The sequence below is a fragment of the Rhodococcus sp. 852002-51564_SCH6189132-a genome (genome assembly GCF_001665495.1).
Classification (GTDB): domain Bacteria; phylum Actinomycetota; class Actinomycetes; order Mycobacteriales; family Mycobacteriaceae; genus Rhodococcus; species Rhodococcus pyridinivorans.
In genome coordinates, this window is record NZ_LZMJ01000036.1 from 48,718 (window position 1) to 63,776 (window position 15,059).

A 15,059-nucleotide genomic window follows, 5' to 3' on the forward strand; every position below is an offset into this window, starting at 1 on the left:
CATCAGACTCCCTTCACAGTCCCTCAAGCACCCCCATCAGGTCCTCGAGGAGCGCATCGGTGCGGGCTTCGATCTCGTCGAAGACGTCGGTGAGGTCTTCGAGGGTCTGGTGATCGCGGCGGCGGGCGGTGGTACCGCGGTCGTAGTAGCCGGCGTCGAGGTCGATCTCAGGCTCGACCCAAGCGTCGACATCGTCTTGCGGGGGAACGGGCAACACCTTCCGTACCGGGGCCCGGCCGGACAGGTGCGCCCGGGTCAGCGCCGACACCGATTGCGGGGTCATCGGCTGCGCGTGTGGGAGGTGTCCCCAGCGGTCGATCGGACACAACAGCGGTTGCCGAGCCTGTTCCGCATCGAGCGGATCGGTGATGATCTCGCTCGGGTCGGTGAGGTGATGGCGCAGCAGATGGGTGCCGGGATACTGGTCGAGGAACGCCTGGATCTGCGCCCACCGCTGGTAGATCGCGACCGCGGGGTTGTCCCCGGTCTCGGAATCCGGTGGGAGACGGAATCTTTCGCCGGTCCGGGTGGTAACCACGAGGGTGTTGCCGTCGAGGCGGAGGTCGCGGCGGCGCAGCCGGGTGAGGTCGGTGAAGGTCATGCCGGTGGCGGCGAGGACCAGCAGGAGCGCGTCGCGGCGGCCGAACAGTCCGCTCGGCCATCCCTCGACAGGTAGTTCGGCCGCCCGCTGCACCAGAAGGCGCCCGAGCCGGTCGAGACGCGAAGCACGAGTGGTGTCGAGGTGCCGGCGCACCATCTCGGTCCGCCCCGGGGCGGGATAGCCGTGCCCGGTGTGGACGGCGTTGATCGCCGACAAGCGGCGCCGCTGCGTCGCGACCACGGCCGGGTGCTCGTGCAGGAACAACGCCAGGGATTCGGGTGCGGCGGGGATGGGATGGTGGTCGGCGGCGGTGCACCAGTCGGTGAACAGGGCCCAGTCATGGCGGTAGCGGGCGGGGATCCGCAGGTCGAGGTCGGCATCGTGAACATCGGTGCTGCGGAAGAACTCTCGTCCGGCGCTGGCGCTCACGGTCACAGGCCGAGATTGGTGACGGCGTTGCCGATGAGTGGTGCGTGTTCGCGGGCGTAGGTCTCGAGCATGGCGGGGGTGGTGTGACCGGTCTGGCGCATGATCGCGTGCGCGGAGGCGCCGTTGCGGAAGGCCTGGGTGACGAATCCGGCCCGCAACGAATGACCACCGAGCTGTTTGACGATGTCGGGGTCGTAGCCGGCCTGTTCGGCGCGGCGCCGGATCGCTTTGTGTACCGCCGCCCCCGACAGGACAGTGTCGGAGAGGTTGCCGTGCTTGCGGATCGCCCGCAACCACGGCGAGGACGGCGCCATGCGTGGTCGCGATCCCCGGCAGACGTGCGCCTCGAAGGGTTCGGCGGTGCGGAGCAGCCGGATGACGGCGGGGCGGCCCCCGGTGTCGAAGGCGGCGACGACCTGCGCCCACCGCATCCACGCACACGGCGGGCAACTGACGTGGCTGTGCGTGAACGGCAGGGCCCGGATACTCCCCCGCCCTTCCTGATCGGTCTTCGATTTCCGGAGTTTGATGTGCAGCCCGTCGAGCCGGTGCAGCGACACGTCGCTACAGGTGAGCGCGACGAGTTCGCTGCGGCGAAACGCCCCGGCGAAGCCCACCAAGAAGATGGCGGAGTCGCGGCGTTCGAGGACCTCCGCGGCCCAACTGCCGGTATCGGCGCGCATCTTCTCGACGATGGTGACGATGTCGGCGGTGAGCAACGGCGCCCGCGGGGTGCGGGGCCGCTCCCCCGCCGCCGCATAGTCCCGGCGGATCCCGGACAGGGTCGCGGTGACCAGCTCGTCCGCTCCGGGGGCGGGGTGGCCGGCGCGGCGGTGGTGGAAGCCGATCCCGGCGACCCAGCGGGCCAACGTCGAGGGTGAGTAGGCCCGCTCCCCCACCTCCGACACCGTCGATGCCGCGTCGTGGAGGTAGGCGGCGACGGTGAGCGGATGCGCCGGCAGCGGGGCGTGTCCTTCGCGCTGGCACCAGGCGGTGAAGCGTTGCCAGTCGGCGGCGTAGTTGCGGCGGGTCGACTCCGACCGCGACCGCCCCGCTGTCCCGGCCACCTGCACGAGGGTCTCGGTCGGCAACACCGGCACCGACGGCGCAGCTGGGGCCGACTCGGTCGGCACAGGCACGGAAACGTCGTCCGGACGGTGGCTGATCAGGTCATCGGGCACGAAACAGGAGCCTACCGTCCCGCACCGACGCTCTCGAGCAGGAAAAGGCGCTCAACAGGTGTTTCGGGGGCGATGGTGCGCTAATGGCAATTAGCGCACCACCACACGTGTTTGACATAAGCAGCCAAACTCCAGCGCTCATCCCCGACCCAGTCCTTCCCTCCGGAAGTAGAGCGTCTCAACTCTTCAGCCCCATCCGAACCGATCGGGCCACATCAGATACACCAAGTCATAGCCTTATGATTAAACCGATTTTCCCACAATAGTTTTCGGCACACGTGCCCTGTCATTCCATACCAAAACGTGCGACCGAGATCAGACTGTCGATGTACTGTGCCAGATACCAAGAACTTGTTGTGTCAACCAGTAATTTGGTCGCCTCTCGGTTGCGGATCGAGGCGCTTCGGTGGCATGCTCGCGCGGCCTGTCGACACGAACCACGGTTACCGGGGTAATCCACGATCCATGGCGGTAATGAGCCGATGGAGTCTGCATACCGGTGGTGAGGTCGAGCACGGGCCGTGGATCGATCACATCGCTTCCGACCTGGCCTGCACAGGTCTGCGGACGTGGGCCATCACGGAGGAGACCGGAAAGCTCAGTGACCATACTTGGGTGGCCTGCATCGTGCGCCTCACTACGTAGAGGCATGCATCGTGTGCACGGCACGGTGTGCCGCGCATGATGGGGTGGTGCCGAATATCGATGTAGAGCCATACCTCGAAGCCGTCGTGGACACTGCCCGGGAGGTGCTCGGTGCGGAGTTCGTCGGGGCGTACGCGGCCGGGTCGCTCGCCCTGAACGCCTTCCATCCCGGCCGCAGCGACATCGACATCGCCCTGCTCTGCCGCGACCCCCTGAGCGAAACGATGAAGCGGGAGTTGATCGCTCGGCTGCGGCACAGCGCCCTGCCATGTCCGGCCCGAGGTCTGGAACTGGTGGTCTACACCATGGCTACGGCGCAGTCGGGCACCGGAGAACCGGGCTTCGAGCTCGAGTTGAACGACGGGCCGGACATGACCTTCCGGCAGACACTTCAGCCCACAGACCGCCCGGCAGCCGACGGGACGTTCTGGTACGGACTGGACCGCAGCATCCTGCACCAGAGCGGCCGGGTGTTGGCGGGACCGCCGGCCCCGGAGACATTCGCCGAGCTGGCACCGGAGGAACTACAGAGCCTATTGGTCGACTCGCTGCGCTGGTGGATGGCGCTGCCCGGCCCAGCCGATGACCGGCCCGCACCCGGAGCCGACGACGCGGTCCTCGGAGCCTGTCGCGCGCTGGTTCGACATCGCTACGGGAAGTGGCTGTCCAAAATCGACGCCGGCCGACGGTTACTCGGGACCGGCTACCAGCCGGTCGAGGCGATCGAACAGTCCATCGCAGCACGCTCCGGTGAGCTTCCGCCTTCAGGTCGGCAAGCACGGACTTTCCAGGAAGGCGTGCTGCACGAGCTCCTGGCTGCGACCGAACGGCCCGCATGACCATCGTCCGGATCGGCACTCCTATTGCCGCGCTCTCAGGTGCCGATACATGACCATTCCCGCGTGGTACAGCACGTCGTCGCGGAACTCACCGTCGGCGGAAAAGCCGGTGTCGTCACGGTAGTAGATCATCGTTCCTTCGATCCGGTAGTCACCGGTGTAGGCAGCTTCCCGGCTGCCGCGGGCCTCGACGTATCGCCCCTCCGGCAGGAGACGCTGGCGAATGTTACCGTCGGCGGTCACCCACAGTCCGACGAACGGGTGCCCGGCTTGTTTCATGTCCTTCACTTCCCTGGAGGTCGTCACAGTGTCGCCGCCACCCGCCCGATGATGGCGTTGCGGGAACGGATCACGGCCTCGCGCAGGGCGTCGATGTCCTCGCCGACCAGCGAACCCGCCCACTTGCGCGGGTTGCCGGCGACGAGGACGGTGTCGATGTTGCGTGCGTCGGAGCCGAGCACGAGGGTGCCGACGGCGTCGTTGAGCGGCATGTTGTTGATGTCGTCGGCGCGGACGATGAGCAGGTCGGCCTCCTTGCCCGGTGTCAGCGAACCGGTGACGTGCCCGAGCGCGTTGGCATGCGCGCCTTGCAGGGTGGCGAAGTCGAGGACGTCGCGGGTGGTGATCCGGTTGCGGGTCTCCTCCGTTCCGTATGCAGCATTGGTGGCGCGCATGCGTTGGATGGCATGCAGGGTCCGCATCTGGGTGAACATGTCGCTCGCGAGCGCGACCTCCACGTCGATGCTCAGACCCGGCCGGATCCCGACGGCGAGAGCCTCGTCCACAGCGGGCACCGCCGATTCGAGGCCGATCTGGGCGTCGGAGGTCGGGGCGAGGGAAACCGTGACACCGGCATCCCCCATCGCCGTCCACGCCTCGGGGGTCAGGCCGGTCGCATGGATCAAGGTGAGGGTCGGATCGAGGATCCCCATCCGTGCCCAGCGCAGGATCGCCTCCGACGACGGTATCCCGAAAACCGCGTCGATGCTCGTCCACACACCGAGATCACGTGCGAAAGCAGCGAGTTCGGGCCCGTAGGCGATCGCAGGTCCGGCGATCTCGTCGGTCGCCAGGGCGGCCAGCCGCACCGTGACGAGACCGTCTGCGGCGCCGTGGAAGTCGCTCACCAACCGGTTCATATCCTTGGGCCATTGACGATCCCACTCACCGAAGTGAGGACCCATCGAGGCATGCACGCCCCGAATTCCGGTGTCGATGAGCGCATTCAGTGCAGCATCGGAGTGCGCGGAAGTGCGGGAGTTGTGCGAGAAGTCGAGCATGGTGGTGATGCCCGAGTCGAGCGCGGTCAGCGCGGCGAGACGGGTACCGATGTACATGTCCTCCGGTGCGTAGTTCGGGGCGACGCCGGCCAGGGTCGACATGACATATTCGCCGAGGTCGGAAACGTCGGGAATGCTCCGGCGCAGTTGCGCTTCCCAGGCGTGACGGTGGGTGTCGACGAAACCGGGGCCGACGATCGCACCGCGGGTGTCGACCACGAGTGCCGAGGCTGCTGCGGCACCGTGCCCGGGATCGGAGCGTAGGTCGGCGCCGATCGCGATGATCTGCGGGCCGACGAGCAGGACGTCGCCGGCATCGAGGTCCGGGATCGAGGGGTCCATGGTGACGACGGCGCCACCGGTCAGCAGGATCGGACGGTCGCTGTCGTGGGCCGCGGTGAAATCGGCGAGAGTTGTCTTCATTGTGGTGGCTTTCCGATGAGTGTCAGGCGCGGCGGAAGGTGTAACCGGCGTGCTGCAGGGTGCCGTCGACGAATTCGCCGAAGGCCCAGAATCCGAGGTCGTCGCGGTAGTCGATGCGGTCGCCGGTGATCCGATAGGAGCCCTGATATGCATGCGGGCGTCCACCGCGGGTCTCGTCGTAGCGACCGTCCGCGGTCAGGTGCTGGTGCACGAAATCCGTTTCGTCGATCCAAGTTCCGAGATGACGGTCCGATGCCACGTCCGTGGCGGTCGGGGTCTCCGTCGGGTCGTCGGCGTGGACCGATCGACCGCCCCAGAGGGCGATCTCACCGTCGACGACGACCGTGTGCGCGGCGTCGGCATAATCGATGAATCGTTGCAGCACATCTGTTTCCGAGTCGTCGCGAGAAACGGGCAGGATCGCGAAGGTTGCCGGATTGCCGGGTGCAAGCGCGGATGGTGACCGGAAGGAAGTCGGACGCAATCCACGGAGCCGCATGACGTCGACGATTGCGGGCACGATGACGTACCCGGCGCAATCGATGACGATGGCACCGTCGTCGTCGGCAGCGGTCAACAGGCCGGGGCCGATACCGACCACACGAGAGCCACCGAGCAGGACGTCGCCGCGGTCGAAATCGCCGATCAGGGAGTCGCCGGTGATGATCCGGGCATTGCCGAACAGGAGCGGACGATGCCCGCCGGCGTTCTCGCGGATGAGTTCGAACAATTCGGGAGTGAAGGGGATGGTCATGTGTACTCCAGATGAGGATCGGGGTGCCGGGAGATCCGGCGAGTTCCACTGTCGGGGCGGATGGGCGGCCGGAACAGGCCGGTGTGTGCCTGGGTGCACCAGGGCCTGTCTGTACCGCATCCGGGGAGCTAGCGTCGTCTCATGTCCTCCACCGAACTCGGAACCTTCCTCAAGGCGCGACGCGGGCACGTGCAGCCGTCGGATGTCGGCATCACGGCGCAGTCGGGGCGGCGGGTCTCCGGTCTGCGTCGCGAGGAAGTTGCCATGCTCGCCGGTGTCAGCGTCGACTACTACACGCGACTCGAACAGGGTCGCGAACGGAACCCGTCTCCGGCGGTTCTCAACGCCCTCGCCGGCGCACTGGCTCTCGACACCGACCTGCGCGAGCACCTGTTCCGTCTCGCCGGACTGGCTCCGACACCGCCCACTGCGGTGCGGAAGACCGTGGACGATTCACTGCGGGAGCTTCTCTCATCCTGGTCGCACACACCCGCGCTCATCATCGACCGCCGGTTGGATGTTCTCGCGTACAACGAGCTCGCCGGTGCGCTCTACAGCGGCTTCGAGCGCATCGACAATCTCGTGCGCATGACCTTCCTCGATCCCTTCGGGCGCCGCTTCTTCACCGATTGGGAGCGCGCCACGACGTCGTGCGTCGCGAATCTCCGGCTCGCTCTGGGCCACACCGGCTCGGTCGACGACGTTCGTGCCCTCGTTCTCGAGGTGCACGATGCGAGCGCGGAGTTCCGCGAACTGTGGAATCGGCACGATGTGCGGGGCAAAACACACGAGGCCAAGGAGTTCCGGCATCCTGCCGTCGGCGATCTCGTCCTCGAATACAACGCATTCGACGTTCGCAGCGCACCTGGACATCAGTTGATCGTGTACCGGGCCTCTGCCGGCTCGCCCAGTGACGACAAACTTCGGCTATTGGGATCCTTGGCGGCGACCACCGACCGCTCGTGATTCCTCGTTCCGGACCCCGTGGTCCTCTACATGATTACGGTGGTTCGTAGCCGACTGCAGTAGCCAGGAGGATTTCTCCCATGAGTTCGTCCGACGACTGGAATGCGCAGGTGATCGCCGAGTTCCGGGCCAACGGAGGCCGGGTCGGCGGCAACTTCGAGGGTGCGCCCATGGCGCTCGTGCATCACCGTGGCCGCAAGACCGGTCGAGCAGAGGTCGAGGAGAAGACGCGCGGGAAACGCACCATTCCGGTCCTCGCTCTCCGACGACGCTGACCTGCTTGCACCCCTGGAACCCCCGAGATCCCGCCGACATGCGTCGGCGGGATCTCCCGTGACCGGCCACCAGGCCGGAAAGAAGTTCGCACTAGGGGCTACTTACGCCCCGCCTGCCACTGCATGCCCCACCCGAACGCGCGGTCGAGGTCGGACTGGCTGCCGTCGATGTACTGCACGAGACGCTCGACGGTGATGCCCTGCCCGGTGTTCTGCAGCATCGCGATCGCGCAGATGCGCGCGCCGTTGTTCGGCGAGTCCAGGCGCACCTCGATCTGCGGACCCGACGGCGGGGTCAGCGTCACGACGCCGTCCACTGCAGCCCAGTTCGGCGCTCCTTCGTAGATCATCGCGAAGATCAGCACACGCTTGAACAGTTCGGGGCGCTCGAGGTTGACGTGCATGTTCTCGCCACCGGTGTTCGAGCCGGTGCGGTCGTCGCCGTCGAGGTGGATGTACGGCGGGGTGTTCAGCGCGCCGAAGCTGTTCCCGAGCGCCTGGATGACTCCCTTGGAACCATCGGCGAGTTCGAACAGGCAGCCGAGGTCGAGGTCCACGCCGCCGCTCGCGCCCGTGAGCTTCGCGAGGAAGCCCTTCTTCTGCTCACCGCGCGACCAGTTGAGGTTCACCCGCGTGACGCCCTGCCCGGACCCGGCCTTCGACAGGCTCACGGTCGGGGATTCCTTGGTGAGGTTGATCTTGCTCAGGTTGACGCCGCCGGCGTTCTGTTCGGGCTTCTTGTTGTAGTCGATGGCCATGTCGAGCCTTTCGTCGGAGTGCTGCGCGGATGCGCACGGGGTACGGAAAAGCGATGGGAGCCCCCGATCCGAGATGTCGGATCGAGGGCTCCCATCGGCATGTGGTTCGAACTGTCGAGGATCAGGGGATGCTGGTCTTCACAGCATCTTCGCCTTCTCTCGCCGCGATCTTGCGGTTGCGGTAGATGCTCGAGGCGAATGCCGCACCGATCAGGGCGACACCGACGAGGCCGGTGACGACCTCCGGCACGTGGGTGCCGATCGAGTACAGCAGGATCAGTGCCAGCGCACCGATGGCCCAGTGAGCACCGTGCTCGAGGTACACGTAGTCGGACAGCGTGCCCTTGCGCACCAGGAAGATGGTGATCGAGCGGACGAACATCGCGCCGATGAAGCCGAGGCCCAGGGCGATGATGATCGGGTCGGACGTGATGGCGAAGGCTCCGATGACACCGTCGAACGAGAACGACGCGTCGAGCACCTCGAGGTAGAGGAACAGGAAGAAGCCGGCCTTACCGGTGGCCTTCGCGAGGCCGCTCGGTCCGCCGCTGGGCTCTTCGCCTTCCTCGGGGATGTGGAACATCTCGCCGAGTCCGTTGACCGCGATGTAGGTGATCATGCCGAGCGCGCCGGCGATCATGACGGTCGAGACCTTGTCCTCGGGTGCGATCACGGTGGCCGTGATGAGCAGCAGCGCGGTGGCGACGACGACCTCGAGCTGCTCGAGCTTGCCGGCCTTCGCGAGGGGACGCTCGAGCCATTCGAGCCACTTGATCTCGCGATCTTCGAGGATGAAGTGCAGGAAGAGCATCAGCAGGAACATGCCGCCGAACGCCGCGATCTGCGGATGCGCATCGGTGATCAGGGTCTCGTAGCTGGGGCTGCCGTCCGGGAAGTAGGCGGCTCCGTCCGGCGGCGGATTCAACGCGAGGTCGAGGGCCGCGATGGGGCCGAGTCCGGACGCCACCCACACGATCGCGAGGGGGAACACCAGACGCATACCGAAGACGGCGATGAGGATGCCGACGGTGAGGAAGATCTTCTGCCAGAACTCGCTCATCCGCCGCAGCACGGTCGCGTTGATGACCGCGTTGTCGAACGACAGCGAGACCTCGAGGATGCCGAGGATCACGCAGAGGAACAGAGCCTGCGGGCCGCCGTAGAGGAAGGCGACCACGAGGGAGACGACGGTGACCGCGAAGGATGCACCGAATATTCGCAGAACCACGAAGCGTGGCCTTTCTAATCGGAATCAGGGCGTTGCAGGGTGGTTACTGCACGTCGGCTCCGGCTTCGGTACTGCGACCGAAGCCGGAACCCGGAAGAAACGAACTAGACGTTGACGCCGTAGTCGCGGGCGATACCCGCGAGACCGGACGCGTAGCCCTGGCCGATGGCGCGGAACTTCCACTCCGCACCGTTGCGGTACAGCTCGCCGAAGACCATGGCGGTCTCGGTCGAGGCGTCCTCGGACAGGTCGTAACGAGCGAGTTCGTTGCCGTTCGCGCGGTCGACGACGCGGATGTAAGCGTTGCGGACCTGGCCGAACGACTGGCTGCGGGAATCGGCATCGTAGATCGAGACCGGGAAGAAGATGCTCTCGATGTTCGCCGGGGTGGCGGCGAGGTCGACGTTGATGACCTCGTCGTCGCCTTCGCCCTCACCCGTGCGGTTGTCACCGGCGTGCTCGATGGCACCGTCGGGCGACTTGAGGTTGTTGAAGAAGACGAAGTGCTGGTCGGAGACGACCTTCTTGTCGGCCCCGGTAGCGATGGCACTGGCATCGAGGTCGAAGTCGGTGCCGGTGGTGGTGCGAACGTCCCAGCCCAGGCCGACGGCCACTGCCGTCAGGTTCGGAGCTTCCTTGGTGAGGGAGACGTTTCCGCCCTTGGTCAAGCTGACGCCCATGCGGGGTCCTTTCGATCGTTCCAACGGTCGACGTACCGGTATAGGGCACGCCCGGTGTGCGTTTCTCCCCACACTAGTTGTTGCCGTGGGGTACGCCCATATCCACTATGCCCGGTCCCGCGCCTCACTTCGTGACCCGCACGAACCACAGTTCCGACCGGCGGAAAGGTGACGGATCGGCCCGGTGGACGTGCGCCCAGTACCATTCGGTTCTGTGGCGAGCCGATGGACGCGCCGCCTGTTCGGCGGGGGAAACACGGAAGATCCCGCGGCTCGTCGTGCACACGATGCGATGGTCGCGGCGTTCCTCGACATGGACAAGCGCCAGTCCGTCATCGAGGCCGGTGTGGCCGCGTCCTACGAGCTCGAACCCGAACGGCACCTGCTCCGTCAGTGGGATCCCATCCGTCAGGCGTGTTATCGCGCCGGTGAGACGTATCTTCAACTGGCAGTGACGGATCCGGAACAACCGCTCGCACCTGCTCCGGCCTACGAGCAGGCACTGCGGCAGATAACCGAAGCAACACGAACACTTGATGAATTCTTCGGAAACAACCGGGGACACCTCGAGCACATGACGACCGTGGCGAACACGGTGCCCGAGCTGGCACACCGGATGCGTACCGAAGCGCGCAACACCCTCGCCGCGACGCAGACCCCGGATTTTGTTTCCTTTGCGAACTATCCGTCGGTCCGATCCGCCACCGAAACGCTCGAGAAGGCTCTGAACAGCCTCGATGCAGCGCACAGCGTGGGCGCGACCCGCACAGCGGCCCTCCGAGTCGAAGAGGCGACCACTGCTCTGCTCGACGCCCTCGCCGCAGCACCGGGGCGCCGCGACGAAGCCGTTCGCACCCTCGCCTCGGTCACCACCAGGATCGGAGCGGTCCGGACCCGTGCGGAAGGTCTCGCCCCGGCCTTCTCCGCGCTGTTGCGCGAGTTCAATGCGGCCAGCTCCGCCGACCTGTCCGGGAACGAGAAACAGGCCGCCGAACTGCTCGCTCGCGCCGAGGACCAGCTCGGACGCGCACGGGCGGCGGCGAAGGACGGCCGCCCCGAGGAAGCGCTCGAGCTGGTCGCGGCGATCCGCGCCGAGCTGTCACGCGCCGAGGAACTCGTCGACGCCGTGACCGCACGACTCGCCACGCTGCGTTCCGTCCGGCAGAATCCGGGGGCCAAGGTCGACGAGGTACGGTTCCGCCTCCGTGACGCACAACACCTGGCCGTGCAACGCGGTCTCACCGCAGAATGGGGTTCCGTTCTCGACTCGCAGTTGAGCCGGATCGACAGGGCCGTCGACGCACTCACCGGTGTGCACCCCGACTACTGGGCCTACGTCAGAGATTTGGATGCGGTGTCTACCTTCATCGCAGGAGTGGTCGATCGGATGAGAGGACGGACCGAGAACGCATGAGGGGGGCCACGCTTACCGAAGTGCGCGCCATGCAGCACTTTCGGCATCTCGACGGCGCGACGATGGAGGAGTTGTTCCTGCACCGTCCCGAGCCGTTCGGGCACAGCGACGATCGCGACCGCCTGGCGACCGCTCTCGGCGCCACGCTCTACGTACCCGCGACGCGCGGAGATCTCGTCACGACCATCTCGAAACGTGCGGCCGAGGGTGTGACGTCGATGGTGCTCGACCTCGAGGACGCCGTCGCCGACGACGAGGTCGAGCAGGGCCTGCAGAACGCCGTCTCGACACTCGATGCGCTCGCCGAACGCGGACCGACGCCGATGATGTTGTTCGTCCGTGTCCGCACCGCCGACGGTGTCGGGCGGATCGCGTCGATGCTCGGCGCCGGCAAGGCCGTGCTGACCGGATTCGTGGTGCCCAAGTTCACCGCACACACCGGCCCCGTCTTCCTCGAGGCGGTGGCCGCGGCGTCGGACCTCCTCGGCCGTCACCTCTACGCGATGCCCGTCATCGAGTCGGCCGAGGTCGTCCACCGCGAGACCCGCGACGGCGAATTGCGTGCGATCTCGAGCATCCTCGCCGAACATCGCCACCGCATCCTCGCCGTCCGGATCGGCGCGACCGACATGTGCGCGACCTTCGGTATCCGGCGCGACCGCGACCTGACGATCTACGACGTCCGGGTCGTCGTCGACGTGATCGCCGACATCGTCAACCACCTCGGGCGAACCGACGGAACGGGTTTCGTCATCACCGGGCCCGTCTGGGAGTACTTTGCCGACCACGAACGCATGTTCCGACCGATGCTGCGCTCGACACCCTTCGAGGAACAGGATGCCGTGCTGTTCCGTCAGCAGCTCGTCAGCCGCGACCTCGACGGTCTGCTGCGCGAGATCGCCCTCGACCGCGCCAACGGCATCCAGGGCAAGACCGTCATCCATCCGTCGCATGTCGCTGCGGTGCATGCCCTGTCGGCCGTGACCCACGAGGAGTTCCACGATGCGACCGACATCCTCGATCGCGACACCGGTGGTGTGCAGGCCTCGGGATACGGGAACAAGATGAACGAACGACGACCCCACCGTACGTGGGCCGAGCAGACCCTGTTGCGCGCGTCGGTGTTCGGTGTCACCCGCAAGGGGATCACCTTCGTCGACCTGCTGACGGCGTTGGTGGACCGATGACCGATATTCTCGACATCCCCTGGGCCACCGCAGAGCTCGGTTTCGCTCTCGAACATGCGGAGTCGTCATGTGGCTACACGGTTCCCGAGCTCGTCAGGCCCGGGCTGCGACGCAATCCACGGCGTGCGCACCTGCTCGTCTCCACGGTTCTCGGCAAGCACATCCCCACCGAACCGGCCGCGGTGCGCGGCGCCGGTCACCGGCTCGGCCGGCTCGTCACCGACCTCCTCGGCGATGCGGCATCCGACGCCGTCGTCATGGGATTCGCCGAGACCGCAACGGGTCTCGGTCACTGCGTGGCCGACGCCCTCGACGCCGCATGCTGTCTGCATTCGACGCGACGCCAGGTTCCCGGAGCGGAGGTGCTCACCGGATTCGAGGAGGGGCACTCGCACGCGACCTTCCACCTGCTGCAGCCGACCTCCGGCGCACTGTTCGCCAACGCCGCACCGCTCGTGCTCGTCGACGACGAGATCTCCACGGGAGCAACGGCCCTCGACGCCATCCGCGCGCTGCACCGCGATCATCCGCGTGATCGTTACGTCCTCGCCTCCCTCGTCGACATGCGGTCGGAACAGGATCGCCGCCGGACGGCAGAGGTCGCCGCGGAACTCGGCACGAGCATCGAGCACGTGAGCCTGGCCGCCGGACGATCCGTCGTCCCCGACGATCTCGTCGCGCGGGTCGCGGCGTTACCCGACCCTCTCCTCAATCCGGTGGGGGAGCAACGCGGCGACGTCCGGTTCCTCCACGCGGCGTGGCCGTCCCATGTGCCCGACGGCGGGCGGCACGGGATGTTGCGCACCGACGCGGCGGCCTTCGACGCGGCTCTGTCGACGCTCGCCGACACGATCGCGGACGTACGCGACGCCCGGCGACCCGCCGTCGTCGTCGGACACGAGGAATTGATGTATCTGCCGCTGCGACTCGCCGAGGCACTCGTCGACCGCGGCACTCCCGCCCTGTTCCAGACCACGACCCGCTCCCCCGTCCACGTGATGGACGTCGACGGATATCCGCTGCGCCGCGGATTCCGTTTCACCGCACCCGAACACATCGACAGCGAGTTCGAGAACGAGGTGCCGCGCTTCCTCTACAACGCGCAGTCGCCTACGTCCACCGAGGTCCGCGCCGAGCTGATCCTCGTCATCGATTCGCCCGCCGACACCGACCGCCTGCGCGCACCGGGAGGTGTTCTCGACGTGCTCACTGCTGCCGGTGAGGACGTCCTCGTCGTGATCGTGCCCGCCACCGATCCGACGGTGCTGCGCACCCACAGGGAGACCGTATGACCGTGCCACTGACCGGACCCGAGTTCGGCTCCTACGCGCCCGACGAGGTGACGTGGCTGCTCAAGGATCTCTCCCACGCCGACCTGGAGGGCGACATCGCCGAACGGGAGGCGCGGATCCAGGCGGGTCTCGCGCACTACGCGGAGTCCCTGCCGATCGAGTACCAACCCGACGCCGCCTACCGCGAACTGTTCGACAAGGCACTGGCCGGCACTGCGGGCCGGTTGGCGCACGCGGTGGGCACGGTCACCGAACTGCTTCTCTCCGAACGCGGAACCGACCTGACCCTCGTGTCGCTCGCGCGGGCGGGCACCCCGATCGGCATCCTGATCCGTCGATGGGCGCTGCACCACCACGGTCTGACGCTGCCGCACTACGCCGTGTCGATCGTCCGGGGTCGCGGCATCGACTCCGCCGCTCTCGACCACATCACCGCGCGGCACGCTCCCGCGTCGGTCGTCTTCGTCGACGGCTGGACGGGCAAAGGCGCGATCGCGCGTGAACTGTCCGCTGCGCTCGTCGAATACACCGCGCGAGGCGGTCCCGTCCTGTCCGACGATCTCGCGGTACTCGCCGACCCCGGCCACTGCGTCCGCACCTACGGCACGCGCGACGACTTTCTCATCGCCTCCGCCTGCCTGAACTCCACCGTCTCCGGACTGGTCTCACGAACGGTCCTCAACGACAGCCTGATCGGCCCCGGGGAGTTCCACGGCGCCAAGTTCTACGCCGAGTTGGCCGCGGACGACGTGTCGAATCATCTGCTGGACGCCGTCGCCGCGGAGTTCGACACGTGCGGCGACGTCGCATCGGCCGCGCAGGCAGTGCTCGAATCCGACCGCACCCCCACCTGGGCCGGCTGGGAGTCCGTCGAGCGGGTGCGGGCGCAGTACGGCATCTCGAGCGTCAACTTCGTCAAACCCGGTGTCGGAGAGACCACCCGCGTGCTGTTGCGCCGCGTTCCCTGGAAGGTTCTGGTGCGCGACATCACCGCCGACGAGCACGCCCATATCCGGATGCTCGCGGCCGCTCGCGACGTTCCCGTCGAGGAGGTTCCCGACCTGGCCTACTCCTGCATGGGACTGATCAAGGACCTGCCGTGACCAG

General features: G+C 66.8%; 14 protein-coding genes and 1 pseudogene. 7 read left to right on the top strand and 8 right to left on the bottom strand.

The window, feature by feature from the left end; translation table 11 throughout:
• Positions 1–13: 13 nt before the first annotated feature.
• Both A5767_RS07595 and A5767_RS07600 read right to left on the bottom strand, forming a co-directional pair.
• The gene (locus A5767_RS07595) at positions 14–1,036 is read right to left on the bottom strand and encodes a hypothetical protein (RefSeq protein WP_006553261.1); all 1,023 of its coding nucleotides are present in this window, start codon (positions 1,034–1,036) and stop codon (positions 14–16) included.
• The gene (locus A5767_RS07600) at positions 1,033–2,211 is read right to left on the bottom strand and encodes a tyrosine-type recombinase/integrase (protein ID WP_033098744.1); all 1,179 of its coding nucleotides are present in this window, start codon (positions 2,209–2,211) and stop codon (positions 1,033–1,035) included. Before A5767_RS07600 ends, A5767_RS07595 begins: the two co-directional genes overlap by 4 nt.
• Before the next feature lie 692 nt (positions 2,212–2,903).
• On the opposite strand from A5767_RS07600, the gene A5767_RS07610 reads away from it, so the two are divergent.
• Positions 2,904–3,695, top strand: a complete 792-nt coding sequence (locus A5767_RS07610; RefSeq protein ID WP_064852049.1) for a nucleotidyltransferase domain-containing protein — start codon at positions 2,904–2,906, stop codon at positions 3,693–3,695.
• 21 nt (positions 3,696–3,716) lie between these two features.
• On the opposite strand, the gene A5767_RS07615 is transcribed toward A5767_RS07610, so the two are convergent.
• Genes A5767_RS07615 through A5767_RS07625 form a run of 3 tightly spaced genes read right to left on the bottom strand, consistent with a single transcriptional unit; the run spans position 3,717 to position 6,152 of the window.
• Positions 3,717–3,974 carry an Atu4866 domain-containing protein gene (locus tag A5767_RS07615; RefSeq protein ID WP_006550703.1) on the bottom strand — a complete coding sequence of 86 codons (258 nt, stop codon included), beginning with the start codon at positions 3,972–3,974 and terminating at the stop codon, positions 3,717–3,719.
• A 23-nt stretch (positions 3,975–3,997) separates the two neighbouring features.
• Positions 3,998–5,398 (bottom strand): amidohydrolase family protein, encoded by a 1,401-nt coding sequence (locus A5767_RS07620; RefSeq protein WP_064852022.1) that lies wholly within the window; start codon positions 5,396–5,398, stop codon positions 3,998–4,000.
• Positions 5,399–5,420: 22 nt separating this feature from the next.
• Positions 5,421–6,152 (bottom strand): Atu4866 domain-containing protein, encoded by a 732-nt coding sequence (locus A5767_RS07625; protein WP_064852023.1) that lies wholly within the window; start codon positions 6,150–6,152, stop codon positions 5,421–5,423.
• Positions 6,153–6,293: 141 nt separating this feature from the next.
• Here A5767_RS07625 and A5767_RS07630 point away from each other — a divergent pair, with 141 nt between their 5' ends.
• Positions 6,294–7,118, top strand: a complete 825-nt coding sequence (locus A5767_RS07630; protein ID WP_064852024.1) for a helix-turn-helix transcriptional regulator — start codon at positions 6,294–6,296, stop codon at positions 7,116–7,118.
• Between the two features lie 80 nt (positions 7,119–7,198).
• Positions 7,199–7,336: pseudogene (locus tag A5767_RS07635) on the top strand (nitroreductase/quinone reductase family protein); the annotation flags it as partial.
• A 155-nt stretch (positions 7,337–7,491) separates the two neighbouring features.
• Here A5767_RS07635 and A5767_RS07640 read toward each other — a convergent pair.
• The 3 genes from A5767_RS07640 to A5767_RS07650 all read right to left on the bottom strand — a co-directional run bounded on the left by A5767_RS07640 (position 7,492) and on the right by A5767_RS07650 (position 10,059).
• Complete coding sequence (locus tag A5767_RS07640; protein WP_006550708.1) at positions 7,492–8,151, bottom strand: TerD family protein; 660 nt, start codon at positions 8,149–8,151, stop codon at positions 7,492–7,494.
• Between the two features lie 121 nt (positions 8,152–8,272).
• Entirely contained in the window at positions 8,273–9,379 is a 1,107-nt protein-coding gene (locus A5767_RS07645) for a DUF475 domain-containing protein (protein ID WP_006550709.1), read from the bottom strand.
• A gap of 104 nt (positions 9,380–9,483) precedes the next feature.
• Entirely contained in the window at positions 9,484–10,059 is a 576-nt protein-coding gene (locus A5767_RS07650; protein ID WP_006550710.1) for a TerD family protein, read from the bottom strand.
• A gap of 292 nt (positions 10,060–10,351) precedes the next feature.
• On the opposite strand from A5767_RS07650, the gene A5767_RS07655 reads away from it, so the two are divergent.
• Genes A5767_RS07655 through A5767_RS07670 form a run of 4 tightly spaced genes read left to right on the top strand, consistent with a single transcriptional unit; the run spans position 10,352 to position 15,055 of the window.
• Positions 10,352–11,473 carry a hypothetical protein gene (locus A5767_RS07655; RefSeq protein WP_064852025.1) on the top strand — a complete coding sequence of 374 codons (1,122 nt, stop codon included), beginning with the start codon at positions 10,352–10,354 and terminating at the stop codon, positions 11,471–11,473.
• 29 nt (positions 11,474–11,502) lie between these two features.
• Entirely contained in the window at positions 11,503–12,660 is a 1,158-nt protein-coding gene (locus A5767_RS07660; protein ID WP_064852026.1) for an HpcH/HpaI aldolase/citrate lyase family protein, read from the top strand.
• On the top strand, positions 12,657–13,952 hold the full coding sequence (locus tag A5767_RS07665; protein WP_064852027.1) for a phosphoribosyltransferase family protein: 1,296 nt from the start codon (positions 12,657–12,659) through the stop codon (positions 13,950–13,952). Before A5767_RS07660 ends, A5767_RS07665 begins: the two co-directional genes overlap by 4 nt.
• Positions 13,949–15,055: a cysteine protease StiP family protein gene (locus tag A5767_RS07670; RefSeq protein WP_064256825.1), complete on the top strand. Its 1,107-nt coding sequence runs from the start codon at positions 13,949–13,951 to the stop codon at positions 15,053–15,055. The genes A5767_RS07665 and A5767_RS07670 overlap by 4 nt, the downstream gene beginning before the upstream one ends.
• Positions 15,056–15,059: the final 4 nt, after the last annotated feature.